We start from the raw sequence: 22,893 nt of genomic DNA on the forward strand, positions 1-22,893 counted from the left end.
ACTGACCGTCCGCGTCCACTGATCGTCCGCACCTGCTGAACGGGCCGGCCGACGCGGGGTCTGCGAGGACCTCGATCCGGCGGCGCCGTCCGGAACGGACACCCCTTTACTCCCGGCCACCGTTTCTCCATCCGTGTCACGGTACCGAGACGTCGTTCTGTTCTTCGCCCTCTCCATGCTGTGGGGCGGCTCCTTCGTCGCCATCGAGGTCGGCCTCGACTACTATCCGCCCCTCCTGTACGCCGCGTACCGGTTCGACGTGGCGGCGCTGGTGCTGGTCTCGTACGTCCTCCTCACCGAGGCGGGACCGCTCCCGCGCACGCGCGGCGACCTGGCCGCGATCGGCTTCAGCGGGGGGCTCTCCGTCGCGGTCAACAACTCGCTCCTGTTCGTCGGTCAGCAGTACACGACGAGCGGGATCGCCTCGATCACTTACAGCCTCGTCCCGATCGCGACCGCGGCCGTCGCGGCCGCCTGGATCGGCGGATCCGACCTCGACGCACGCGGTGCCCTCGGCGTAGTGCTGGCGTTCGTCGGCGTCGGGCTCGTCGCCCAGCCGGACCCCGCGAACCTCGCCGGGGGCGTCACGATCGGCGTCGGGCTCATCTCGATCGGCGTGATCGCGGTCGCGGTCGGCAGCGTCGGGCTCCGGACCGTGGAGACGAGCTTCTCCAGCGTCGCGCTCACCGGCTGGGCGATGCTGTTCGGCGGTCTGCTCATTCACGGGTTCAGCCTCGGGGTCGGCGAGCCGCAGCAGCTCCCGGCGACCGCGCTCCCGGCGGTCGGCGCGCTGTTGTTCCTCGGGGTGTTGTCCTCGGCGGTCGCGTACGCCATCTACTTCACGCTGCTCGACCGGCTGGGCGCGTTCGAGATCAACCTCGTCTCCTACGTCGTTCCGGTGGTCGCCACCGTGGCCGGCGCGGTGCTGCTCGCGGAGCCCGTGACGGCGCTGACGCTCGCCGGCTTCCTCATCATCGTCGTCGGGTTCGCGCTGTTGAAGCGGCACGCGATCGCCGACGAGGTGCCGCGGCTCCTCTCGCGAGTCGGCGGGCTGTTTTGAACTGGTCGGTGAGCCGATCGCCGAAGGGTACCTCTCGATCGATGGCGGGCGGGCGTGAACCAAGTTGTCTCGGTGACAGTTTATAAGTGATCGACGGCTCTGCGGTGACGACGTCTAAGGTCCCAGTCGCTCGTTTATAAGCGATTGCTGACGTCGGACCGACGGTGAACGCCACAAAAGCGCAAGCCGCTCGGCGATAGGTCGTCGCAGTCGGTGTGACAGAGACCACCTCCAAAGCCCCAGCCGCGAGGCGGGCGCACGCTCGTTGCGCTCCTCAGTCGTTCGCTCCGCTCACTCCATGCGGTGCTTACGTCGCCTGCGCCCGCCTCGCGGCTGCCCCTTTGAGTCCCGCCCCGCACAGCACCGCCCCGCAGCCTCACGCCTCCCCAACCTCGTCGCTCACTTCGTTCGCGACTCCCTCGCGCGCGCTCCTCGCGGTCGCCGACAGCGACCGCTCGGAGGCACGCGCCACCGCACCGTTATTTATAAGCTATCGTCGCTGCGGTTTATTCACCCTCCAGCGCGGCGATGTCCTCGATGATCTCGACCGCGTGATCTTCCGGGGAGACGCCTTCGTACGCGAGGACGACGGCCCCCTCGTCGTCGAGCACGTACGTGTTCCGGAACACGCCGTCGAAGGTGTTTCCGAACATCTGTTTCTCCCCGTAGGAGTCGTACGCGCTCGCGACCTCGCCGTCCGGGTCCGAGAGCAGCGTGAATGGAAGGTCGTACTTCTCGGCGAAGGGCTCGAGCTCCGCGACGGCGTCGTCGCTGATGCCGACGACGGCCACGTCGGCCTCCGCGAAGGCGTCCCACTCGTCGCGGAAGCCACACGCCTCCGCGGTGCAGCCCGGCGTGTCGGCGCGGGGGTAGAAGTAGACGACCGTGTACCGCGCGTCGCCGGGGTCGACGGTGACGGGGTCGCCGCGCTGGTCTGACAGCGTGATCGAGGGTGCGGAGTCGCCCGGTTCGAGCATACGTCTCGTCGTCTCGGAGGCGTCTTATGGCGTTCGGTCCGGTCCACTTTTATCCGCTACTGTCATGCTACCGATATCGATGGTGTGGCAACCGACGCCGTACACGGCCCCGTTGCTCGTGGCGGCGCTCGCCTCGTTCTTCTTCGCCGCGTACGTCGCGACGAATCGGAGACGAGCGGGCGGTCCCCTCCTCCGGGGGTTCGTCGGGGTCGCGCTCGGGAGCGGGATCTGGTCGCTGGCGTACGCGGCACAGCTGTCGGCGACCGGACTCGACGCGACCCTCCTGTGGAACCGGTTCGTCTGGATCGGGGTCGGCGTCCTCGCGGTCGCCTGGCCCGCGTTCGTCCTCGCGTACGTCGGATGGACGGCGTGGTTCCGTCCGCGTCGGTTCGCGCTTCTCTGTCTCGTGCCGACGACCGTTATCTGCGGGACCCTCCTGTACGGCCCCGACCCGCTGTTGTATCGCGCGCCGTCCCTCGCCGCCGCCGGCGGCTTCCTGGTCATGGAGTACGTCCCGACGCCGGCGCTTCTCGCGTTCGTGGCCTACTCGTACGCCGTGAACCTCGTGACGTTCGCCGTCCTCGGTCACGCGGCGCTCGCCCGCGACGGCGTGTTCCGGCGGCAGGCGGCGCTGCTGCTCGTCGCCGGCGCCGCGCCGACGATCGCCGGGGTCGTCGGTGTCTGGGGCGCGGTCGGGCCGCGGTTCGTCGACTTCACGCCGGTGACGTTCGCCGCCACGTCGGGCGTGATCGGCTGGGTCGTGTTCAGGCACCGGCTCTTCGACCTCTCGCCGGTCGCCCGCGACGCCGTCTTCACGAACATCGCCGACGGCGTCGTCGTCGCGGACTCGACCGGCCGGATCGTCGACGTCAACGAGCCGGCGAGGCGGCTGTTCCCGGCCGTCGCGGTCGGGCGCGACGTCTCCGAGGCGTTCGCGTGCGCCCCGAGCGTCGTCGAGGCGGTGACGGGCGACGGCCCGTCCGAGGCGGAGTTTCGGATGACCCACGAGGACGGTGGGAGCCACCGCTTTCTGATCGTGAGCGTCTACGCGATCGTCGGCGCCGACCGAGTGACGACGGCGCAGGACGATATCGGCGACGGCACCGTCCTCCTGTTTCGAGACGTCACGGAGCAGGAGACCCTTGAGCGTCGGTACCGGTCCCTCATCGAGAAGTCGCCGAACGTCATCGCCGTCTGCGGCGCCGACGGGCTAGTCCGCTACGTGAGTCCGTCGATAGAGCGGCTGCTGGGTCACGCTCCCGCCGGGATAGAGGGGCGGCCGGTCGTGGACCTAGTCCATCCCGACGACCGGCTGGACTCGCAGCGCGCGTTCGAACTGGCGTTCGAGACGGACGAGACGCAGTCGGTCGACCACCGGATCGCGCACGTCGACGGGAACTGGCGGCGGTTCGAGACGACCGTCGAGCGCCTGTTCGACGGCGCCGAGGAGGTCGTGATCACCGCGACCGACGTGACGGAGAGTCGCCGATACGAGCAGCGGCTCCAGGTGCTCAACCGCGTGCTCAGACACGACCTCAAGAACGACACGAACGTCATCGGCGGGTACGCCGGCCTGCTTCGCGACCACGTCGACGAGACGGGCGACGAGTACCTGGACACCATCGACCGGAAGGTAGGGACGTTGACGCACCTCAGCGACCAGGCGCGCGAGATCGACGTCGCGCTCCACAGCGACGCGGATCAGGCGACGATAGACCTCTCGGAGCTGGTCGAGCGCCTCTGCGCGTCGCTCGACTCGTCGTTCCCGCACGCGACCGTGACGGTCTCGACGCCCGCCCTCGCCGTCGTGTCCGCCGACGAACTGCTTGAGTCCGCCGTCCGGAACGTGCTGGAGAACGCCGTCGTCCACAACGACCGCGAGCGCCCCGTCGTCGAGGTGACGGTCACGGCCGACGACGACGGGTATCGTATCGAGGTCGCCGACGACGGACCGGGGATCCCGCCAGTCGAGCGAACCGTCTTCACCGAGGCGCGCGAGACGGCGCTGGAACACGCGAGCGGCCTCGGGCTCTGGCTCGTCCACTGGATCGTCACGGAGTCGGGCGGCGAGGTGGACATCGACACGCGGGAACAGAGGGGCACGGTGGTCGCGATGTGGTTGCCGGCCGCCGACGCGGACGACGGGTCCGACGCGGGGAAGGGAGTTGCACGGGCCGGAAACGCGAGCGAGTCAGACGACGCGGGCGCATCGGTCGAGGCGGAACGCCGGACCGCGACGGACCGCCGCGAGTGAGACCGTCGCGCCGCCTCCGCAACCTCTTTGCGGTCGCTGACCGAATCCGCGAGCATGAGCCACGGATCCCTAGACGACGACGCGGTCGAGAGCTACCGGGAGGCCGGTGCGGTGTTGGTAGAGGCGACGAACGAGGCCCGCCAGATGGTCGAACCGGGCCGGACGCACCTGGAGGTCGCGGAGTGGACGGAGGACTTCATCCGCGAGCAGGGGGCCGGGCTCGCGTTCCCCGTCAACATCAGCGTCGACCCGGAGGCGTCGCACGCCACCCCGAGCCGCGACGACGACACCGAGTTCGGCGAGGAGATGGTGTGTCTCGACGTCGGCGTCCACGTCGACGGGTACATCGCCGACGCCGCGGTGACCGTCGATCACACGGGCACCCCCGAGCTCGTCGAGGCCGCCGAGATGGCGCTGGAGGCGGCGGTCGACGAGGCCGGACCGGGCGTCGAGGTCGGCGTCGTCGGGGGAGCGATCGAGGACGTGATCCGCGGGTACGGCTACACTCCAGTCCTCAACCTCTCCGGGCACGGCGTCGAGCGCTACGACGCGCACACCGGACCCACGATACCGAACCGGGGCGTCGACCGCTCCGTCGAGCTGGAGCCGGGACAGGTGGTCGCCATCGAACCGTTCGCCACCGACGGCCGCGGGAAGGTCGGCGAGGGCACCGAGGAGGAGATCTTCGAGCGGCAGGGGTCGGGGAGCGTGCGCGACCGCCGGGCGCGGCAGGCGCTGGAGGAGATCGACGCGTTCGACGACCTCCCGTTCGCCGCGCGGTGGCTGGAGGGCGACCGCGTCGAGATGGCGCTCCGCCGGCTCAAGCAGGCGAACGCGATCAAGGGGTACCCCGTGCTGAAGGAGGCCGACGACGCGCTCGTCAGTCAGGCGGAGCACACCCTTCTGATCACGGACGACGGCGTCGAGGTGACGACGGCGGGGATCCACGGCTTCGACGACTGATGGACCGGATCTACGCCCCGTGGCGGATCGAGTGGGTCGCGCGCGAGTCGGACCCGATCGACGGGTGTCCCTTCTGCGTCCTGCCGGAGCGCGAGGACGCCCGTGAGGCCCGAGTCGTCGCCGAAAGCGAGCGCAACTACGTCCTGCTGAACAACGCCCCGTACAACCCGGGCCACGCGATGGTGATCCCGCGCGAGCACCACGAGGACCCCACCGACCTCGACGACGCGACGCTGCTCGACCACGCGCGTCTGAAGACGGCGACGCTGGCGGCACTGCGCCACGACGTCGATCCCGACGGGGTCAACACGGGCCAGAACCTCGGCGGGACCGCCGCCGGCGGCTCGGTCGACCACCTCCACACCCACGTCGTGCCGCGGTGGGACGGCGACACGAACTTCATGCCCGTCACCGGCGAGACGAAGGTGATCGTGGAGGCGATCGACCGCACCTACGGGCACCTCCACGCCGGCTTCGCCGCCGGCGACGACGTGGTCGACCCGGGCGACGCCGACGCCGGCGAGGCGGTGCGGCTGTCGTTCGACGCCGGGACCGAACAGTGAGCGGCGGCGTCAACACTCGCTTCCGCGGAATTCCATTCCAGACCCGTCGGCGGCGGGTGCGTCGGGGTGCCGGATAGAGAAAACGAGCGTGTTCTCGGCGTTTCCGCTGCGGTTGCACGTCACATCGTAGGTCTCTTCGAACGTCTCTCCCGCGGTCCGGACGCGGGCCTCGATCGAATCCCCGTTGGTCACGCGGGCGATGTCGTCCAGGCTCACGCGTGTGTACTCCTCGTCCGCCGGCGGTCTCGGGGCGATGTCAACCGCGCCGTCGACGACGGTCTCGTCGGCGTCGTTCCAGAGGGTAAACTCGACGTGGTACGACCGCTCTCGACGGTTGACAACGGCGAAATCGAACGGTCGGGGCTTCTCTCCAACCGACGCGCACCCGGCGGTGAAGAGCGTCCCTCCGGCCCCGAGCCGCTGGAGGAGGCGGCGGCGGTTCATGTGACCCGTCTGTGGCGTCAGGTGAAAAAACCACTCTCACGATTCCGGACGGCCGTCGATCGGCGCTACCGGGAGCCGGATCAGTACACCAGCTCCCCGGAGATGAACTTCCGGGTGCGCTCGTCCGCCGGCTCGTCGAAGATGGCCTCTGTCGGACCGATCTCGGTGATGCCGTCGTCGAGCAGCACCGCGACCCGGTCGGCGACGCGCTCCGCCTGATGCATGTCGTGGGTCGCCACGACGACGCCGATCCCCCGGTCTCGGGCCTGCGTCATCGCCGCCTCGATGACGGCGGTGTTCCGCGGATCCAAGTCGGAGGTGGGCTCGTCCAGGAGGAGCACGTCGGGGTCGTACGCCAGCGCGCGGGCGAACGACACCCGCTGGGCCTCGCCGCCGGAGAGCGACGCCGCCGGCTGGGTCGCCGCGTCCGAGAGTCCGACCACACCGAGCGCGTCGCGGACGGCGTCGGCGGGCTCGTGGAGGCCGGCGAGCGACCGGAGTCCGGCCCGAAGCCTGGTCGCCCACGACCGGCGGATCCGGAGCCCGTACTCGACGTTGCGCGCGACGGACGCGTCGAAGAGGCTCGCCTCCTGAAACACCATCCCGATCCGACGCCGCAGAGACAGTCGAGCCGCCTCCTCGGCGGTCCACGCGTCCGTGCCGTCGAGCGCGACGGCCCCCTCGTCGGGCTCGAACGAGAGCGCGAGCGTCCGGAGCAGCGTCGACTTGCCGACGCCGGAGGGACCGATGACCGCGACGATCTCGCCGGCGTCGACGTCGAGCGAGAGGTCGCGGAACACCGTCTCGCCCCCGTACGAGTGCGAGACGCCCCTGAGCCGGAGCATCAGCGTCGCACCCCCTGGTCGCCGAGTCGGATCACGACGGCGTTGACCGTCAACACGAGCGCGACCAGGACGGCGCCGAGGACCATCGCGGTCTCGTACTGCCCCTGTCGGGCCTCGAGCTGGATAGCGGTCGTCAGCGTCCGCGTCTTCGAGATCCCGTCCGAGCCCGTGATGTTGCCGCCGACGATGAGCACGGAGCCCACCTCGCTTATCGCGCGGCCGAACCCGGCCAGGACCGCGGTCGCGATGCCGTACCGCGCCTCCTTGAGGACGACGAGCGCCACGTCGAGGCGCGTGCCGCCGAGCGCGCGGGCGGCGTCGCGGACCCCGTCGTCCACCCCGGCGACGGCCGCGAGGCTGATCGCGGTGATCGGCGGCGTGGCGAGCACGAACTGCGACATGACCATCGCCTCCTTGGTGAAGACGAGGTTCAGCGCGCCGAGCGGGCCCCGATTGGAGACGGCGAACAGGACGAGCAGACCGACGACGACGCTGGGGAACCCCATCCCCGTGTTTATCACCGACTTCAGGAGCCGCTTGCCGGGGAACTCGGTGAATCCTATCGCGACGGCGACCGGGATGCTGACGAGGGTGCTCAGCGTCACCGCGAGGACGCTCACGTACAGGGAGACGAAGACGATGCTCCGGACGTATCCCTCCCTGAACGGCAGATCGAGGAGCCCCGCGAGCAGCGGGACGACTGGGTCGAGCGGCACGCTCACTCGGCGGTGGAGTTTCCGCTCCACCCTTCGGGGACGTACTGCTGGAAGTCGGGGTCCGCCGAGACCGCCTCCGGGTAGAACAGCTGCTCGCCGTTCGTCTGATAGTCGGCGATCGCGTCCTGGGCCGCGGGACTCGTGATCCACCCGATGTACGCCATCGCGAGGTCGTAGTTGACGTCGTCGTGGATGCCGGGGTTAACCGCCACGACCCCGTAGGGGTTCGCGAGGATCTCCGGGCCGTCCTCGATGGGCCCCTGGACGAGGATCGCGAGGTCGACCTCCGAGCGCTGGGAGACGAACGTGCCGCGGTCCGAGAGCGCGTACGCGCCCTGCTGGTTCGCGATGTTCAGCGCCTCGCCCATCCCCGTTCCGGTCTCCTGATACCAGTCGCCGCCGGGCTCGGCGTCCGCGGCCTCCCAGAGGTTCAGCTCCTTCGCGTGGGTGCCGGAGTTGTCCCCGCGAGAGACGAACGGCGCCTCCCCGTCGGCGACGGCGGTGAGCGCCTCCGTCGCCGACCCCACTCCCTCGATCCCCGCCGGGTCGCTCTCGGGCCCGACGACGACGAAGTCGTTGAACATGATGTCCCGACGGTTCACGCCGTACCCGTCGCGCATGAACTCGTCTTCGAGCCCCCGAGCGTGGACGATCACCACGTCGGTGTCGCCGTTCCGTGCCGACTCCAGGGCCGCGCCCGTCCCCTGCGCGACCGCGTCGACGGAGACGTCGTACATCGCCTCGAAGTCGGGGTGGATCGCGTCGAGCAGCCCCGTGTCGTACGTGCTCGTGGTCGTCGTGAGCGTCAGGGTCTCGCCGGCCACGCCGGCCCCTCCGTCGCCGTCGCTCGACCCCCCTTCGGTGCCGCCGACACCGCCGCAGCCGGCGGTGCTCGCGACCGCCCCCGCGCCGACCGCGGCGACGAACCGACGCCGATGTATCGACATGGAAACACCGACGGACCGGCGGCAGATATAGCTTCTGCACGCCCATAACCGCGACCGGTTACGCGACGCCTCGCGAGGAATCGCTCGCACGGATGTGGATCCACACCCTGGCGTCTGATGCCGTCGGTATGCGGTCGATCCGGGATTGACCGAAGGACCCACGACCGGTTACGCCGCCGTCGAGTCGCGCGGAGGGAAAGGGCCAACACGCCCCCGCCCGACCCTTCCGACATGGACGAGCGCGCGGATCGCGACGCCGATGCCGAGACCGGAGCGGGCCGGGGTCGGGCGGCGCTCATCGAAGGCGACGTCGAGTTCGACGGGCGCGACGCCGCGCTCCTGCGGGCGGTCCACGAGGCGGGTTCGGTCGCGGGCGCCGCCGCCGAGTTGGGTCGCTCCCGGGCCCGCGCCCTCTCGCGGATCGGTATCTTAGAGGAGGCGTTCGGCCAGTTGGTTGAGCGACAGCGCGGCGGCTCAGGGGGCGGCGGCAGCCGGCTCGCGGACGCCGGTCGCGAGCTCCTCGACCGCTACGACCGGCTTCAGGCCGTGCTCGCCGCGACCGCGAGCGTGCCCGAGACGGTACTGGACGGGACGGTCGAGAGCGTCGACGGCGAGCTGGCGGACGTCGATACCGCGGTCGGCGCGGTCCGAGGGCTCCACGACGGTGCAGCCGTCGGCGACCCGGTCCAAGTCCGGATCGGGGCGGACGCCGTGACGATCTACGGGCGAGACGTCGACGTCGATCCCGACTCGACGAGCGCGCGGAACCGGCTCCGCGGGACGGTCGTCGGGATCGAGTCCGGCGAGACGGTCTCGACGGTCCGCGTCGCGGTCGACGACGCGGCGTTCCGCGTGTTGGTCACCGCCGAGAGCGCGTCTCGATTGGCGCTCACGGCGGGTGACGACGTGTCGATTCGCTGGAAAGCGACGGCGACCCGACTCGTGGCGCACACGGCGGGCGCCGGGTACTCCGAGACCCCAGAGGGCTAACGCCGGCACGGACAGTCGATCGGAACGGCTGACGCCGACCGGCCGGCGAGCGACGCGGTGCCGACCGCTCGCCGAGCAGCGCGGTGTCTACCGGCCGCCATACGCGCCGGATCGCCTCGCGCTCATTCCTCTCGGGATCGCTTCCAAGCGGGGTAAAGCTCCAGCACGGCGATCAGAGTGATCACGACGCCGAAAGCGATCATCAGTAAGTCCGGGTCGATGTCTTCCATACGATCCCTAGGGGCCGAAACCGTGTAATCGTTTGCCACGCGCTGCGTCGCCGGCGCGCACCGCGTTCGATCCGTCGAGACGCCGGACGGTCACGGCAGTTGTGCGACGAGTCGACGGACGAAGTGGTATGTACACGGCGGCTCTAAATGGGCTATCATGCCTTCGACACGCGAAGAACGCGACGACGGGAACGAACTGCTGTTCGCCGTCATCATGATATTGCTCTCGCTGCTCATCTTCCTCGCGATCCGCAGGACTGAGGGGTCGCGTTCCGGGTAGAGCGGCCGAGGCTGCGGGGAGAGCGGTCGAGGCTGTGGGGAGGGCGGTCAGCGCGGGAGAGACGACCCGTACCGTCGAGTCCGTCTCACGGATTCGACGTCCGCGGCGATGACGAGTCGATCCGCAGAGCTCTGATCCGACTGAAGTGACAGGAAGTGATTTACACGTATGGGTAGTAATTGAAGCGTGAGCGAATCAACCAACGAGACGGTTAGCGAAACCGCGGAAGAAATCGGTGCTGACGGTCTTAGCCCCGCAGTACTGGCATCGGTCGGCTCAGTCGCCCTCGCACTGTACTTCTACTACGTGCGCGGGGACAAGCAACGCGGCCAGTTCGTCGGCCTCTGGCCCGTCACGATACTCAGCCTCGCGTCGTACTTCAAACTGGAGGAGATCAAGCAGACGCTGGCGTCGATCGAAGAGTAAGTCGGACGCCGTCACCGGACACGTCACCACCCCCGGTCGAGACGAGACTCGAGGTGACTCGCGGAAGACGGCGGTATTTTTCCGGTTCCTCACGCGGCCAGCGACCGATCCGCGTCGTCGACGGCGACGCGAACGGCGTCGGCCGGGGTCGGCTCGACCCCCGACGCTCTTTATCTTCCGCGCCGAGGTATTGACATGACCACGCACGACGTCGACGCGGTCCTCGTCGCGGGCGCCACCGGCGGGACGGGTCGCGAAGTGCTGCGACGAGCCGGATCCCGAGTGGACACCGTTCGCGCGCTCACTCGGTCGGCGGGGGCCACCGCCGACCTCCGTGCGGCCGGCGCGACCGAGGTCGCGGTGGACGACCTTCTCGATCCGACGGACCTGGCGGCCGCCGTCGGCGGCGTGGACGCGGTGCTAAGCGCCGTGGGAAGCACACGCTCCGCCGTCCGGACCGGACCGCCGTTCGTCGACGGGGCGGGGAACCGGGCGCTGCTGGAGGCGGCGGTCGACGCCGGCGTCGACGCGTTCGTGATGGAGTCGGCGATCGGCGTCGGCCCCGAGCCGGCGAGCCCGCTCGCGTCGGCCTTCGACGCGTTCATCGGTCCGCTACAGGAGGCCAAGGGGGAGGCGGAGGCCGCGATCCGCGACGCGCCGATCCGGCACACGATCCTCCGGCCGGGGATCCTGACGAACGGCCGGCGGACGGGGCTCGTCACGACGGCCGAGCCGGGAGAGAAGCTGTGGGGGACCGTCTCGCGGGCGGACGTGGCGTGGCTCATGACCGCGGCGCCGACGACAGAGGGCGCGGCGAACCGGACGTTCGAGGTCGTCTCCACGCCGCCGTTCCCCGACCGCGGCGTCGACGTGAACTGGACGCTGCCGCGGTGAGCGGCGTGACACACGACGTGCTCGGCGGCGAGGGCGGCGGACGCCGGTGGTGCGAGCACTGCCGGATCGCGGTCGAGCCGGCCGACGGCGACAGCGGTCCCGAGTGTCCGAGCTGTGGCGGGACCTTCTGACGACGGACCGACTCACTTCCCCCAGAAGGGGTCGCGCTTCCGCTTGGTGTCCAGGTACGCCGCGAGCGCCTCGCGCTCGTCGGCGGTGATCTCCTCTTTCAGTTCCTGTTCGAGGATCTTCGCGTGTTTCTCGGGCAGTTCGGTCCAGAGCGTGTCGCCCTCCTCGATGCCCCGCCCGACGGTGGGACCGTCGATGGCGATGCTCACGCGCTCGCCGGCGCGCGCCTCGTCGACGTCGTCGCCCTGCTTTTGAATCCCGGAGAGCTGGCCGACGCGGTCGAACTCGTTCCCCTCGAACATCCCGACGTTGCGGTTGTTCTGGAGCGTACCCGAGATGATCTCGACGCCGACGACGGCGGGGTCGTTCTGCCGGAACGTGTGGTCGGGGAGGATTCGGAAGCGCGCGGGGCGGACGACCTTGTCCAGCACCGTCTCCTGTTGCGCGCGCTGTTTCTCCTCGACGTACGTCTCGTAGTCCTCGATCAGCTGGTAGATGACGTCGTTCGTGAACAGCTTCACGTCGGCGCTCTCGAGCTCCGCCTCCGCGTTTTTCAGCAGGTCGACGTTGAAGCCCAGGATCGCCTTGTGCTCCTCCTGATTCGCGGTCTCGGCCACGGCGATGTCGCGCGGCGCGATGTCGCCGACCTCGGCGCGCAGGATGGGCACCTCCGCCTCCCGGAGCGCGTTCGCCATCGCCTCCAGCGAGCCGAGCGTGTCCGCCTTGACGACGACGCCGTCCTCGGCGGTCTCGACCTCGATCTCCGCGAGCTCGGCTTTCACCTCCTCGATGACCTCGGCCTCGGGGCGGTCGCGGACGACCCGGACCGGCGCGCCGGCCATCGCCCGGTCGAGGTCGGGCGCGGCGATCTTCACCCCGGCCGCGGCGCCGACCTCCGCCACCTTCTCGAACTTCTTCTCGGTGCGTATCTCCTCGAGGGGCCGCGGCTGCAGCAGCGCCCGGATCTCCGTGACGATCGGTTCGTCCTGCCCGCCGACGACGATCCTGTCGCCGTTGCGCACCACGCCGTCGTACACGACCGTGTCGATGGTGGCGCCGAAGCCGCGCTCGTCTTTCACTTCTAGGACCGTCCCCTCGCCGGGGCCCTGCACGTCGATAGCCATCTCCTCTTTCATGAACCGCTGGGAGAGTCCCATCAGCACGGTGAGCAGGTCGGGGACGCCCTCGCCGGTCATCGCCGACAGCGGGACGACGCCGATGTTCTTCTGGAAGTCCTGCACGCGCCAGTACAGGTCCGCCGAGAAGCCGGCCTCGGAGAGCTGCCCGATGATCTCGTAGAGGTTCTCGTTGAGCATGGACTCGGCGCGCTTCGACTGCGCCTCCAGGCTCTTCTGGATCGGTTTGCCCTCCTGCGGGTTCCAGCCCGGCGTCGTGTCTACCTTGTTGGCGGCGACGACGAACGGCGTCCCGGTGCGTCTGAGGATGTCGATCGCCTCCTCGGTCTGCGGCTGGAACCCGTCGTTGACGTCGACGACGAGGACCGCGATGTCGGCGAGGGCGCCGCCGCGGGCGCGTAGCGTCGAGAAGGAGTGGTGTCCCGGCGTGTCGATGAACAGGAGGCCGGGGAGGTCGAAGTCGGTCGGGTCGATGAGCTCGCCCGCCATCCCGGAGATGGTTTCGAGCGGGATGTCCGTCGCCCCGATGTGCTGGGTGATCGCGCCGGCCTCGCCCTCGCTGACGGCGGAGCCGCGGATCTTGTCGAGCAGGCTCGTCTTGCCGTGGTCGACGTGACCCAGCACGGCGACGATCGGCGTCCGAAGGCTGTCCGCGTTTGTGTGGTCGGTCATAGGTGATCGCCCCGAGAAGGTCGGTTACCCTGTGTTCCGCCCGGGCGTCAGTTAAGCCTTTCAAAATGCGGCCGGCCGTTCCGGCCCCGATTGGCGCCCGTCGGCCCGGGCGAGCGGCGCCCCTCGCAATTCGGTCCAAGCGGCGGTGCCCCTCGCTATTCGGTCCAAGCGGCAGCTCCCTCGCTATTCGGTCCAAGCGGCGGTGCCCCTCGCCCTCCGGCCCAAGCGGGCGGCTCCCTCCGGATCGGCCGGGTGGTCCCGGACCCGTCGAACCAGTTCGGGGGCGTCCGACGAGCGACAGACGCCCCCGTGGCGTTTAAGACCGTTGCCACGGACGATGAGGACATGGTAGACATCCTCGCGGAGAACCTCTCCGGGAAGGCGGTGATGAGCACGGACGGGACCGAGCTCGGCGACCTGTACAACATCACGATGGACATAAAGTCCGGCGAGCTGAACGACCTGCTCGTCAGTCCGCACGAACAGTTCAGCACCGAGCGGTCCGGCTTCGACGTCGACGACATGGGCCGACTGAAAGTGCCGGTCGGGAACGTGCAGGCGGTGAAAGACTACATCGTCGTCGCCCGCTGATGGAAGTCCTCGACACCTCGGCGTTTATCCACGAGTACACCACCGACGACGACGTCGTCTCGGTGCCCGAAGTGCACGAGGAGCTCACCGGCGAGGGGGCGCTCCGCTTCGACGCGATGGAGGGGTCCGGGATGACGATCCACGTCCCGGCCCCGGAGGCCATCGACAACGTCCGGCGCGCCGCCCGGGGATCGGGCGACGACGCGGAGCTCTCCGACACCGACACGCGACTCATCGCGACCGCGCTCGAGCTGAGCGCGACGCTCGTCACCGACGACTACGCGATGCAGAACGTCGCCGAGCGGCTCGATCTGGACGTCGAGCCCATCGCCAGGGACGGCATCTCGGAGGAGCGCGAGTGGCGCTTCCAGTGCGTCGGCTGTAACCGGACGTTCGACGAGAACCGAGAGCGGTGTCCGATCTGCGGCAGCGACCTGACGCGGAAGAACCCGGCGTGACCGACGTCGTCTGACCGGTCCCGGGTGACACGTTCTCGCACGTCACCGACCGATTGAACAGGCGCCCCGCCGACCTCCCGACATGGACGCCTTCCAGAACGTTTCGCCTGACGCGCTCCGCGCCGGACGGACGGACGCGATAGACGACGCGGTGGCGACGGCGCTCGCCGCGCACCCGCTCGACGGGGTCGAGACCGAGTACCCGCACTACCGGGGGGCGGTGGCAGAGCCGGGCGCGCCGCCGCGCCCGTCGGAGAACCACCCGGTCTTTTACGGCTGTTTCGACTGGCACTCGGCGGTCCACAGTCACTGGGCGCTCGTGCGGGCGCTGCGACTCGTCCCGGATCACCCGGACGAGGCGGCGATCGCGGGCGGCGTCGACGAGCGGCTGACCCCCGCGAACGTCGCCAGCGAGGTCGACTACATCGACGAGAACCCCGGCTTCGAGGAGCCGTACGGCTGGTCGTGGCTGCTGCGCCTCGCCGCGGAGCTCCGCCTGTGGGAGGACCCGCGCGCCGACCGGTGGCGCGAGACGCTCCGCCCCCTCGAAGAACGGGTCCGTCGAGGCGTCCTGGCGTCGTTCCTCGAGGTCGACCGCCCGCACCGGGTCGGCACCCACGGCAACACCGCGTTCGCGCTCGCCGGGGTCCTCGATTACGCGCGGGTCGTCGGGGACGCCGAGCTGGAGCGCGAGACCGAGGCCGCGACGCACCGGCTCTACGCGGACGACACCGTCGCCGTCGTCGGCGCGGAACCCGTCGGCTGGGACTTCGTCTCGCCCGCGCTGACCGAGGCCGACCTGCTCCGACGCGTCCTCGATCCGGACGCGTTCGCGGCGTGGCTCGACGGGTTCCTCCCCGACCTCTCGGCGCCGCCGCACGACGCGCTGGTGAGTCCCGTCTCCGTCGAACCCGAGGAGGGCGACGGCGCCGCGATGCACCTGATCGGGCTCAACGTCTCCCGCGCGTGGTGTCTCGCGGGGCTGGCCGACGCGCTGGCGGACCGGGACGGACCGGCGGCGGCCCGGCTTCGGGACCCGCTCGACGCCGCGGCAGGGCGCCACGCTAAGGCGGGGGCCGCGGACGTGCTCACCGACGACTACGCGGGCTCGCACTGGCTCTCCTCGTTCGCGCTGTACCTGCTGACGCGGAACGAAGGCGGGATCGCACCGGGGACCGGCTAGTTCGCGCCCTGCGACTCCTTGGCGTCCCCGTCGACGGGAGCGGTCGCGTCGCGGTCGCCGATCCCGAGGGCGTCGTCGGAGAGGTCGCGGCCGTCAAGCCGGGGGACGCGATCGCGGAGTCGCCGGGCGACGGTTCGCGCTTCGGCGATCTCGACCTCGGCGACCGCCCGGACGAGCGCGGCGGCCCGCTCCGCGCGGGCGCGCTGCCACGACTCCTCGCGGGACTGATACGTGCGGATCGCGCGGAGGAACTCGACTTTCGAGAACTCGGGCCAGTAGGGGGCACAGAAGTAGACGGCGGCCTCGTTGCCGTTCGCGTGCCACGGCAGGAAGTTCGAGGTGCGTTCGTCGCCGCCGGTCCGCACGATGAGGTCGACGTCGCGGACCGGTCGGTCGTACAGCCGGTCCTCGACGGTCTCGACGTCGACATCGGCCGGATCGAGGTTTCCGGCGTCGACGTCGGCGGCGATCGTCCGAGCGGCGTCGAGCAGCTCCGTCCGGCCGCCGTACGCGAGCGCGACGTTCAGCGTGAAGCGGTCGTTGTCGGCGGTGCGGCGCTCGGCGTACTTGACGGCGTCGCGGACGCGGGGCGGGAGGCGCTCGATGTCGCCGATCGCGCGGACCCGCACTCCCTGCTCGTGGACGCGGTCGGCGTCGGCGAACTCCAGGAGCTTACGCTCCAGCAGGTCGAACAGCGGCGCAAGCTCCTCGTCGGGACGTTCGAAGTTCTCGGTAGAGAAGGCGTACAGCGTCAGCTCGGCGACGCCGAGGTCCGCGCACCAGTCGAGCACCCGCTCCGTGGTGTCGGCGCCGGCGCGGTGGCCGTCGGGAGCGTCGGCGCCGCGCTCGCGGGCGTACCGCCGGTTCCCGTCTTGGATGATCGCGACGTGGGTCGGCACGTCCTCGATCTCGCGGCGGAGGTGGCGGCGGTAGGCGCGCTCGCCGAGACCGCGGAGACGATCCAACATATGGGCTAACTGACTGGTTCGAGGGATATGTACTTTTATACTCCGATCCCGCAGATCGCGACCGATGGACGCCGCCTACGTGTTCGCCGTCGCGTTCCGACTCGACCCCGACGGCGCGACGGCCGATCCCGACCGCTTCGAGACGACCGTGGAGATCCCCGCGATCGAGCCCGGCGACGACGGGTGGCTGTTCTTCCGCGACCGGCTCTGGCGCGGCGAGATCGGCGACGAGCCGTCGTTCCGGTCCCTCGCGAGCGACCGGCTCGGCGTCGCGGTCACCGAGGCGTCCTTCCGCGAGCTTCGGACCGACCGGGACTACCTCGACGCGCTCGAGGCCGCGATCGCCGCGGACCTCGACCGGTTCAACGCCGAGTCGGTCGACTAGGTCCTTCACAAGTACCTCGGGTCGTCAGTCCACGTGCGCGAGGGGTGAAGGGCCGGGTGACGGACGGTCCGTGTGCCGCGGGACCGTCCCCCACGGGCCCGCAACGCACTTATTATCCGGGAGCCTACGCACGGGCCCATGGCCGTCGCCGACTACGACTTTCACCTCTTCGACCTCGACGGCACCCTCGTCGACGCGGAGTGGTCGTACACCCGGACGGTGTTCGACCGCGTCGGCGACCGGCTCGGCCGGCGCTTCTCCGACCGCGAGTCGTACGTCCTCTGGCACGGGCTGGGCGGCCCGCGCGGCGACACCCTCCGCGAGCTCGGCGTCGACCCGAGCGCCTTCTGGCCGGCGTTCCACGCGGTCGAGGACCCGATGGCCCGCGCGGAGGCGACGTACCTCCACGACGACGCCGCCCGGCTGCTCGACCGCGTCGACGACGCGGGCGGGCCGACGGGGCTCGTCACTCACTGCCAGCGGTTCCTCGCCGAGCCCGTGCTGGACCGGGTCGACTTAGCGGGCCGGTTCGACGCGGTGGTCTGCTGTACCGACGAGACGGGCTGGAAGCCCGACCCCGCGCCGATCGAACTGGCGATGCGCGAACTCGGCGTCGACCCGCGCGCGGACCGCGGCTACTACGCGGGCGACGGCGAGAGCGACGTGAGCGCCGCGTGGAACGCCGGGCTCGACGCCGTCCACGTCGAGCGCGTCGGCCACGAGGACCGCGGACGGTGCGTGCTCGGCGACCGTCGCGTGGGTCGACTCGACGAGCTGGTCGAGCCGACGTGACCGGCTCCGCGGTTTCAGGAGCCGGCGATCCGTCGGACTCGTTCCTTGCCGCACTTCGCACACGACTCCACGACCTCGTCGGGGTCGATGACTATCGCGCGGCGTTCGTACTGGTGGCGACAGATCAGGCGGTCGATGTTCATCGTGTGTCACGGTGGTGGTATTCTCTTATAAATAACCTCCGTGAACACACACTAATATGCCTAATATATTGATATACTTCGAATAGTCACCCCCCTCTACTGAGTAGAAGTTTTGTATATAGCTGTACAGTCGAGTGTACGGTCAGTGTTCTCGACCGATCGCGGGTGACGCGCTCGGGCCGTCCGTCCGCGACCGAAACGGTCGTGAGTCGGCGCGCGGTAGTCGACCCATGACGAAGTGGTTCCACAGCGGGCGTCGGCGCGACCTGTGCGCGCTGCTGTACGACGCCGGCGAGCTGCGGGCGCAGTCGCTGAAGAACCGGCTGGAGTCGCACTACGACGAGCGCGTCGACCCCGGCTCGTTCTACGCGACGCTCCGGTCGCTGGTGGAGTCGGGCTTCCTCGACCGACGGACGGAGGGGATCGCCGACGTGTACGCGCTCTCCGAGGCCGGGGAGCGCGCGCTCCTCGCCCACTACGAGTGGCTCTCCGGACTCGTCGACGGTCCGACGCCGCGCGAGCGCCCGAATCTCAAGGATTAACAACATCGACCGTCTGGGTTAATACATGACCGTTGTCAGCGTTTCGATGCCGGAGGAGTTACTGGAGCGGATCGACGGGTTCGCCGACGAACACGGCTACACCGGGCGCAGCGAGGTCGTCCGCGAGGCCTCCCGGAACCTCCTCGGCGAGTTCGAGGACGCCACGCTGGAGGACAGAGAGCTGATGGCGGTGGTGACGGTGCTGTTCGACTACGAGACCACGAGCGTCGAGGAGCGGATGATGCGGCTCCGCCACGAACACGAGGGGCTCGTCGCCTCCAACTTCCACAACCACGTCGGCTCCCGCTACTGCATGGAGCTGTTCGTCCTGGAAGGGCGGCTGGAGGACATCTCGGCGTTCGTCGGGAAGATCCGGGCGACGAAGGACACGCTCACCGTCGATTACAGCGTGACTCCGGTCGACGAGTTCGGTGACGGCGCGGTCGCCGTCGAGGGCGGGCACGCGCACGGACACGGCGACGGCGAACACGGTCACGTCGAGGAGTAGGAGTGTCGCGCTCGGTCGTCGACCGCCGGCCCGACCCGCCTCACCCGTCGAGGACGACGCCGACGAGCGGGACCGCGACCCCGACGACGTAGCCGGCGAGGTGCGCGAAGACGTTGCTGCCGAACGGGACGATCATCAGCGAGCCGATCACCCCGGCGACGGCGACGCTCGCGCCGGTGACGTACAGGAGCTCTCGCTCCGGCGGGAGGTCGAGCCCGACCACCCGCGGCCGGCCGACGCCGACGGAGAGCCAGGCGGCGACGAGGGCCGCACAGAGCGCGAACAGGGACCCGACCGCCGGCAGCGACGGGAAGTACCCCACGCCGCTCGGCGCGAGGTACGCGAGCGCGAGCGACCCGAGCGCGGCCACGACCGCCCAGCGGGCGTCGACGCCGACGGCCGGGCGGGCGGGCCCGATCGGGTCTCGCTCGGTCGCGTTCGTCTCGCCGTCGCCCGCCTCCGTCGCCAGCGCGGCGAACCAGACGACGACCAGGTAGCCGAGGAGCGCGCTGTTGACGTCCGAGAAGCCGGCGGTGGGCGCGTTCGTCAGGCCGCCGAGCGCGACGATGGTCGCCCACGCCGACGCGAGCGGGACGACCGCCAGGTATATCACCGCCGCCCCGAACAGCCGTCTGCGCCAGCCCGCGACGACGGAGAGGGGATACGCGACCGCGACGAGCAGCCAGTAGTTGACGACGTTATCGAACAGGTGACCCGGGCTCGCGTGGACGAAGGACGACGCGAACGCGGTCCACAGCGCCCACCGGCTCTCGAAGACGCCGCCTGTCGCGAGCGAGAGCCGCCAGGCGTCGGTCCCCGGGGTGAGGCTCACGGCGACGAGCAGCGTCGGCAGCGGGAGGGCGATCAGGAAGAGGTCTGTCGGCGGGCGCGACCGGACCGCGGCGGCGACGCTGGCCACGAGCCCGCGGAGGGTGGGCGGGTTTCCGTCGCTGCGGTCCCCCTCGGCGCGCATCGCTCACGGGGTCGCCGGCCGCACCGTCTCCAGCGCGGCGGCGAAGTCGTCGCTCGTGATCCCGATCTCGTCGGCGTGGTCGTTCGCGGCCGCGCCGTGCTCGTCGGCGACGCGCTCGATGGCGACGAGGGCGGCCTCCCGGCACAGCGAGGCGATCTCCGCGCCGGAGTACCCCTCCGTCTCGTCGGCGAGGTGCTCCAAGTCGACCCCCTCCACGAGGGGCTTCGCGCGGGTGTGGACGTCGAAGATCTTCCGGCGCGCCTCGCGGTCGGGCTCTGGCACCTCGATGTGGGTCTCCAGCCGCCCCGGTCGGAGCAGGGCGGGGTCGAGCGCGTTCCGCCGGTTCGTCGCCGCGAGCACGACGAGGTTCGGGTTGTCGCTGGCGCGGTCGAGCTCCGTCAGGAGCTGTGAGACGACCCGCTCGCCGACGCCGGAGCCGTCCCCGCCCGGGCTGTCGCGGTCGGCCGCGATGGCGTCGATCTCGTCGAAGAAGATGATCACCGGCGCCGCCTGCCGCGCGCGGTCGAAGAGGTCCCGGACCGCCTTCTCGGACTCGCCGACGTAGCGGTCGAGCAGCTCGGGCCCGGCGACCTGAATGAAGTTGACGCCGCTCTCGCCGGCGATCCCCCGCGCGAGCAGCGTCTTCCCGGTGCCCGGCGGCCCGTGCAGCAGCACGCCCGTCGGCGGGTCGGCGTCGGCGGCGTCGAAGAGCGGCCCGTAGGTCAGCGGCCACGTGACGGCGCGCTCCAGCTTCGCCTTGGCCTCCGGCAACCCGCCGACGTCCGAGAAGTCGGTGGTCGGCTGCTCGGCGACGTACTCCCGCATCGCGCTCGGCTCAACGTTCGCGTGTGCGGCCTCGAAGTCCGCCTTCGAGACGGTCACCTCGTCGAGCGCCCGCGCGTCCGACTCGCGGGCGCGCCGCAGCGCCGTCATCGCCGCCTCCTGCGCGAGCCCCTCGATGTCGGCGCCGACGAACCCGTGCGTCCGGCTCGCGATCCGGTCTAAGTCCACGTCGTCGGCGAGCGGCATCCGCCGCGTGTGGACGTCGAGGATCTGGCGGCGGCCGGCCTCGCCGGGGACGCCGATCTCGATCTCGCGGTCGAACCGACCGCCGCGCCTGAGGGCGGGGTCGAGCGTGTCGACCCGGTTCGTCGCGCCGATGACGATCACGTCGCCGCGGGCGTCGAGCCCGTCCATCAGCGAGAGCAGCTGTCCCACGACGCGGTTCTCCACGTCGCCGCCGTCGTCGCGCTTGCCCGCGATCGAGTCGATCTCGTCGAAGAAGACGATGGCCGGCGCGGCCTCGCCCGCGCGGTCGAACACGTCACGCAGGCGCTCCTCCGACTCGCCCTTGTACTTCGACATGATCTCCGGGCCGTCGACGGTGATGAACTCGGCGTCGACCTCGTTGGCGACGGCGCGGGCGATGAGCGTCTTCCCGGTGCCCGGCGGCCCGTGCAGGAGGACCCCCTTCGGCGGGTCGATGCCGAGCCGGGTGAACACCTCGGGCTCCGAGAGCGGGAGCTCGATGGTCTCGCGCACCAGCTCCAGCTCCTCGTCTAGCCCCCCGATGTCCTCGTAGGTCGCGCCCGCCGTGTGCTCCTCGGGGGGCGCGGTCCCCCCGCCCGTCGCGCGCGCGTCGGTGCGAGGAGGAGTCGTCCGGTCTCGGGAGTCGCCGACGCGGTCGCCCCCGCCGGACGCGTCGCGGGACCCCCGTTCGGCGCCCCCGGCGGCGGTCTCCGCGTCCCGCTCGGTGTCGTCACCGCTTCCGTAGGTCACCGAGACGTCGGTCCGGCTGGTCACGCGCACCGTGCCCGCCGGGGTCGTCTCGGCGACGACGAACCGGAGCCCGCCGAGCCGCTCGACGTGGACCGCCTCGCCCTCGGTGACGGGGCGGTCGCGGAGGTCGCGGCCGAGCGCGCGCTCGACCACGTCGCGGCTCACGTCGACGTCGGCCAGGCGCGCGGGCGCGGCGAGCACGACGCGGTCGGCGTCCTCGACGGTGACCGGCGCGACGGTGACGGCGTCGCCGACCTTCACGCCGGCGTTCGCGCGCGTGTCCGCGTCGATGAGGACGGAGCCCTCCCGCGCGTCGGCGCCGCCGGGCCACACCTTCGCGACGGCGACGCGGTCGCCGCGGATCTCGACGGTGTCGCCGCTGAGGAGGCCCAGTCGCTTCCGGGCGGATTCGGGGAGCCTCGCGATCCCGCGGCCGGCGTCCCGCTTCTCGGCGGCACGCACCGACAGGCGGAGACCTGCGGAGTCGTTCATAAGTCTCGTACTCGCCGGTGACCCTTTACCCTTGTCCGGCGGAGGCGGGATCCGGTTCCTGCCCGTGGATACGTACAGGAAAGAGCCGCGAGGGAGTTGCGGCGATTGTTTATAAATCAAAGTGCGGTGGCGCGCGCCTGTGAGCGGCCCGAAGGGCCGCGAACAGCGCGTGCGAGGTCGTCGGGCTTCGCCCGACTGCCAGAGGCGCTTCGCGCCTCGCTGTCGCCGGCGCATAGCGCCGGCTGCCAGAGAATCTCCGATTCTCGCTGGACGCGGTGAGCGCTCGGAGAGCGCGAACCGCGAGGCTGGGGAGGCGTGAGGGGCGGGGCGGTGCGGTCGGGTGGGATTCAACGGGGCAGCCGCGAGGGCGAAGCACGACGACGTAAGTACCGCAGGGAGCGAGCGACGCGAGTGACCGAGGAACGCAACGAGTCGAGCGAGTCCTCGCGGCTGGGGCGTTGGAGGTGTTCGCCGTCGGAGAGGAGCCGAAGACGTATACTCAAGCGGCTGGGGCTTTGACCGCGTTCACTCCCGATCCGCCGCTGGGTACTTA

The 22,893-nt window shown here is 70.3% G+C and carries 26 protein-coding genes; 16 read left to right on the plus strand and 10 right to left on the minus strand.

Translation table 11 applies throughout. The features are described from left to right. Positions 1-133 precede the first annotated feature (133 nt). On the plus strand, positions 134-1,060 hold the full coding sequence (locus tag R6U01_RS07965) for a DMT family transporter (RefSeq protein ID WP_410285927.1): 927 nt from the start codon (positions 134-136) through the stop codon (positions 1,058-1,060). A gap of 506 nt (positions 1,061-1,566) precedes the next feature. Here the strand turns inward: R6U01_RS07965 and R6U01_RS07970 are convergent. Beyond that, positions 1,567-2,037, minus strand: coding sequence for a peroxiredoxin (locus R6U01_RS07970; protein ID WP_410285928.1), 471 nt, complete (start codon positions 2,035-2,037; stop codon positions 1,567-1,569). A gap of 79 nt (positions 2,038-2,116) precedes the next feature. Between R6U01_RS07970 and R6U01_RS07975 the strand changes: the two genes are divergently transcribed. The 3 genes from R6U01_RS07975 to R6U01_RS07985 are packed head-to-tail and all read left to right on the plus strand — an operon-like array spanning position 2,117 to position 5,817. Next, the gene (locus tag R6U01_RS07975; RefSeq protein ID WP_410285929.1) at positions 2,117-4,291 is read left to right on the plus strand and encodes a histidine kinase N-terminal 7TM domain-containing protein; all 2,175 of its coding nucleotides are present in this window, start codon (positions 2,117-2,119) and stop codon (positions 4,289-4,291) included. A 54-nt stretch (positions 4,292-4,345) separates the two neighbouring features. Then, a complete protein-coding gene (map, locus tag R6U01_RS07980; RefSeq protein ID WP_410285930.1) occupies positions 4,346-5,254 on the plus strand; it encodes a type II methionyl aminopeptidase in 909 nt (302 codons plus the stop codon). Further along, on the plus strand, positions 5,254-5,817 hold the full coding sequence (locus R6U01_RS07985) for an HIT family protein (protein WP_410285931.1): 564 nt from the start codon (positions 5,254-5,256) through the stop codon (positions 5,815-5,817). Before map ends, R6U01_RS07985 begins: the two co-directional genes overlap by 1 nt. A gap of 9 nt (positions 5,818-5,826) precedes the next feature. On the opposite strand, the gene R6U01_RS07990 is transcribed toward R6U01_RS07985, so the two are convergent. From R6U01_RS07990 to R6U01_RS08005, 4 genes are all read right to left on the minus strand, one after another. Beyond that, positions 5,827-6,261 (minus strand): hypothetical protein, encoded by a 435-nt coding sequence (locus tag R6U01_RS07990; RefSeq protein ID WP_410285932.1) that lies wholly within the window; start codon positions 6,259-6,261, stop codon positions 5,827-5,829. An 80-nt stretch (positions 6,262-6,341) separates the two neighbouring features. After that, positions 6,342-7,106 (minus strand): amino acid ABC transporter ATP-binding protein, encoded by a 765-nt coding sequence (locus R6U01_RS07995; RefSeq protein ID WP_410285933.1) that lies wholly within the window; start codon positions 7,104-7,106, stop codon positions 6,342-6,344. Further along, positions 7,106-7,828, minus strand: coding sequence for an ABC transporter permease (locus R6U01_RS08000; protein WP_410285934.1), 723 nt, complete (start codon positions 7,826-7,828; stop codon positions 7,106-7,108). Before R6U01_RS08000 ends, R6U01_RS07995 begins: the two co-directional genes overlap by 1 nt. Then, entirely contained in the window at positions 7,825-8,769 is a 945-nt protein-coding gene (locus tag R6U01_RS08005; protein WP_410285935.1) for a substrate-binding domain-containing protein, read from the minus strand. Before R6U01_RS08005 ends, R6U01_RS08000 begins: the two co-directional genes overlap by 4 nt. A 231-nt stretch (positions 8,770-9,000) precedes the next feature. On the opposite strand from R6U01_RS08005, the gene R6U01_RS08010 reads away from it, so the two are divergent. The 5 genes from R6U01_RS08010 to R6U01_RS08030 all read left to right on the plus strand — a co-directional run bounded on the left by R6U01_RS08010 (position 9,001) and on the right by R6U01_RS08030 (position 11,720). Continuing rightward, the gene (locus R6U01_RS08010; RefSeq protein ID WP_410285936.1) at positions 9,001-9,759 is read left to right on the plus strand and encodes a TOBE domain-containing protein; all 759 of its coding nucleotides are present in this window, start codon (positions 9,001-9,003) and stop codon (positions 9,757-9,759) included. Between the two features lie 387 nt (positions 9,760-10,146). Further along, positions 10,147-10,269, plus strand: a complete 123-nt coding sequence (locus R6U01_RS08015; RefSeq protein ID WP_410285937.1) for a hypothetical protein — start codon at positions 10,147-10,149, stop codon at positions 10,267-10,269. Between the two features lie 186 nt (positions 10,270-10,455). Beyond that, positions 10,456-10,695 carry a hypothetical protein gene (locus R6U01_RS08020; RefSeq protein WP_410285938.1) on the plus strand — a complete coding sequence of 80 codons (240 nt, stop codon included), beginning with the start codon at positions 10,456-10,458 and terminating at the stop codon, positions 10,693-10,695. 195 nt (positions 10,696-10,890) lie between these two features. Continuing rightward, positions 10,891-11,589, plus strand: a complete 699-nt coding sequence (locus tag R6U01_RS08025; RefSeq protein WP_410285939.1) for an SDR family oxidoreductase — start codon at positions 10,891-10,893, stop codon at positions 11,587-11,589. Then, positions 11,586-11,720, plus strand: coding sequence for a hypothetical protein (locus tag R6U01_RS08030; protein WP_410285940.1), 135 nt, complete (start codon positions 11,586-11,588; stop codon positions 11,718-11,720). The genes R6U01_RS08025 and R6U01_RS08030 overlap by 4 nt, the downstream gene beginning before the upstream one ends. A gap of 12 nt (positions 11,721-11,732) precedes the next feature. Here the strand turns inward: R6U01_RS08030 and infB are convergent, their stop codons facing one another. Next, the gene (gene infB / locus R6U01_RS08035) at positions 11,733-13,526 is read right to left on the minus strand and encodes a translation initiation factor IF-2 (protein ID WP_410285941.1); all 1,794 of its coding nucleotides are present in this window, start codon (positions 13,524-13,526) and stop codon (positions 11,733-11,735) included. Positions 13,527-13,871: 345 nt separating this feature from the next. Here infB and R6U01_RS08040 point away from each other — a divergent pair, with 345 nt between their 5' ends. From R6U01_RS08040 to R6U01_RS08050, 3 genes are all read left to right on the plus strand, one after another. Beyond that, positions 13,872-14,117 (plus strand): PRC-barrel domain-containing protein, encoded by a 246-nt coding sequence (locus tag R6U01_RS08040; protein WP_410285942.1) that lies wholly within the window; start codon positions 13,872-13,874, stop codon positions 14,115-14,117. After that, positions 14,117-14,575, plus strand: a complete 459-nt coding sequence (locus R6U01_RS08045; RefSeq protein WP_410285943.1) for an NOB1 family endonuclease — start codon at positions 14,117-14,119, stop codon at positions 14,573-14,575. The genes R6U01_RS08040 and R6U01_RS08045 overlap by 1 nt, the downstream gene beginning before the upstream one ends. An 82-nt stretch (positions 14,576-14,657) precedes the next feature. Then, the gene (locus tag R6U01_RS08050; RefSeq protein ID WP_410285944.1) at positions 14,658-15,758 is read left to right on the plus strand and encodes a DUF2891 domain-containing protein; all 1,101 of its coding nucleotides are present in this window, start codon (positions 14,658-14,660) and stop codon (positions 15,756-15,758) included. On the opposite strand, the gene uppS is transcribed toward R6U01_RS08050, so the two are convergent. Beyond that, positions 15,755-16,726 carry a polyprenyl diphosphate synthase gene (gene uppS, locus R6U01_RS08055; RefSeq protein WP_410285945.1) on the minus strand — a complete coding sequence of 324 codons (972 nt, stop codon included), beginning with the start codon at positions 16,724-16,726 and terminating at the stop codon, positions 15,755-15,757. The two genes, R6U01_RS08050 and uppS, sit on opposite strands and share 4 nt — an antisense overlap. A gap of 64 nt (positions 16,727-16,790) precedes the next feature. Between uppS and lwrS the strand changes: the two genes are divergently transcribed. Both lwrS and R6U01_RS08065 read left to right on the plus strand, forming a co-directional pair. Further along, entirely contained in the window at positions 16,791-17,111 is a 321-nt protein-coding gene (gene lwrS / locus R6U01_RS08060) for an LWR-salt protein (RefSeq protein WP_410285946.1), read from the plus strand. 138 nt (positions 17,112-17,249) lie between these two features. Then, complete coding sequence (locus R6U01_RS08065; protein ID WP_410285947.1) at positions 17,250-17,903, plus strand: HAD family hydrolase; 654 nt, start codon at positions 17,250-17,252, stop codon at positions 17,901-17,903. A 14-nt stretch (positions 17,904-17,917) separates the two neighbouring features. On the opposite strand, the gene R6U01_RS08070 is transcribed toward R6U01_RS08065, so the two are convergent. Continuing rightward, a complete protein-coding gene (locus tag R6U01_RS08070; protein ID WP_410285948.1) occupies positions 17,918-18,046 on the minus strand; it encodes a hypothetical protein in 129 nt (42 codons plus the stop codon). Between the two features lie 230 nt (positions 18,047-18,276). On the opposite strand from R6U01_RS08070, the gene R6U01_RS08075 reads away from it, so the two are divergent. Continuing rightward, on the plus strand, positions 18,277-18,588 hold the full coding sequence (locus R6U01_RS08075; protein WP_410285949.1) for a PadR family transcriptional regulator: 312 nt from the start codon (positions 18,277-18,279) through the stop codon (positions 18,586-18,588). Positions 18,589-18,613: 25 nt separating this feature from the next. Beyond that, the gene (locus R6U01_RS08080; RefSeq protein ID WP_410285950.1) at positions 18,614-19,096 is read left to right on the plus strand and encodes a CopG family ribbon-helix-helix protein; all 483 of its coding nucleotides are present in this window, start codon (positions 18,614-18,616) and stop codon (positions 19,094-19,096) included. Between the two features lie 40 nt (positions 19,097-19,136). Here the strand turns inward: R6U01_RS08080 and R6U01_RS08085 are convergent, their stop codons facing one another. Together R6U01_RS08085 and R6U01_RS08090 are read right to left on the minus strand one after the other, a co-directional pair. Further along, positions 19,137-20,069, minus strand: coding sequence for a hypothetical protein (locus tag R6U01_RS08085; protein WP_410285951.1), 933 nt, complete (start codon positions 20,067-20,069; stop codon positions 19,137-19,139). Positions 20,070-20,072: 3 nt separating this feature from the next. Further along, positions 20,073-22,340, minus strand: coding sequence for an AAA family ATPase (locus tag R6U01_RS08090; RefSeq protein ID WP_410285952.1), 2,268 nt, complete (start codon positions 22,338-22,340; stop codon positions 20,073-20,075). Positions 22,341-22,893: the final 553 nt, after the last annotated feature.

This window comes from Halorubrum sp. (assembly GCF_046498025.1).
Taxonomy (GTDB): domain Archaea; phylum Halobacteriota; class Halobacteria; order Halobacteriales; family Haloferacaceae; genus Halorubrum.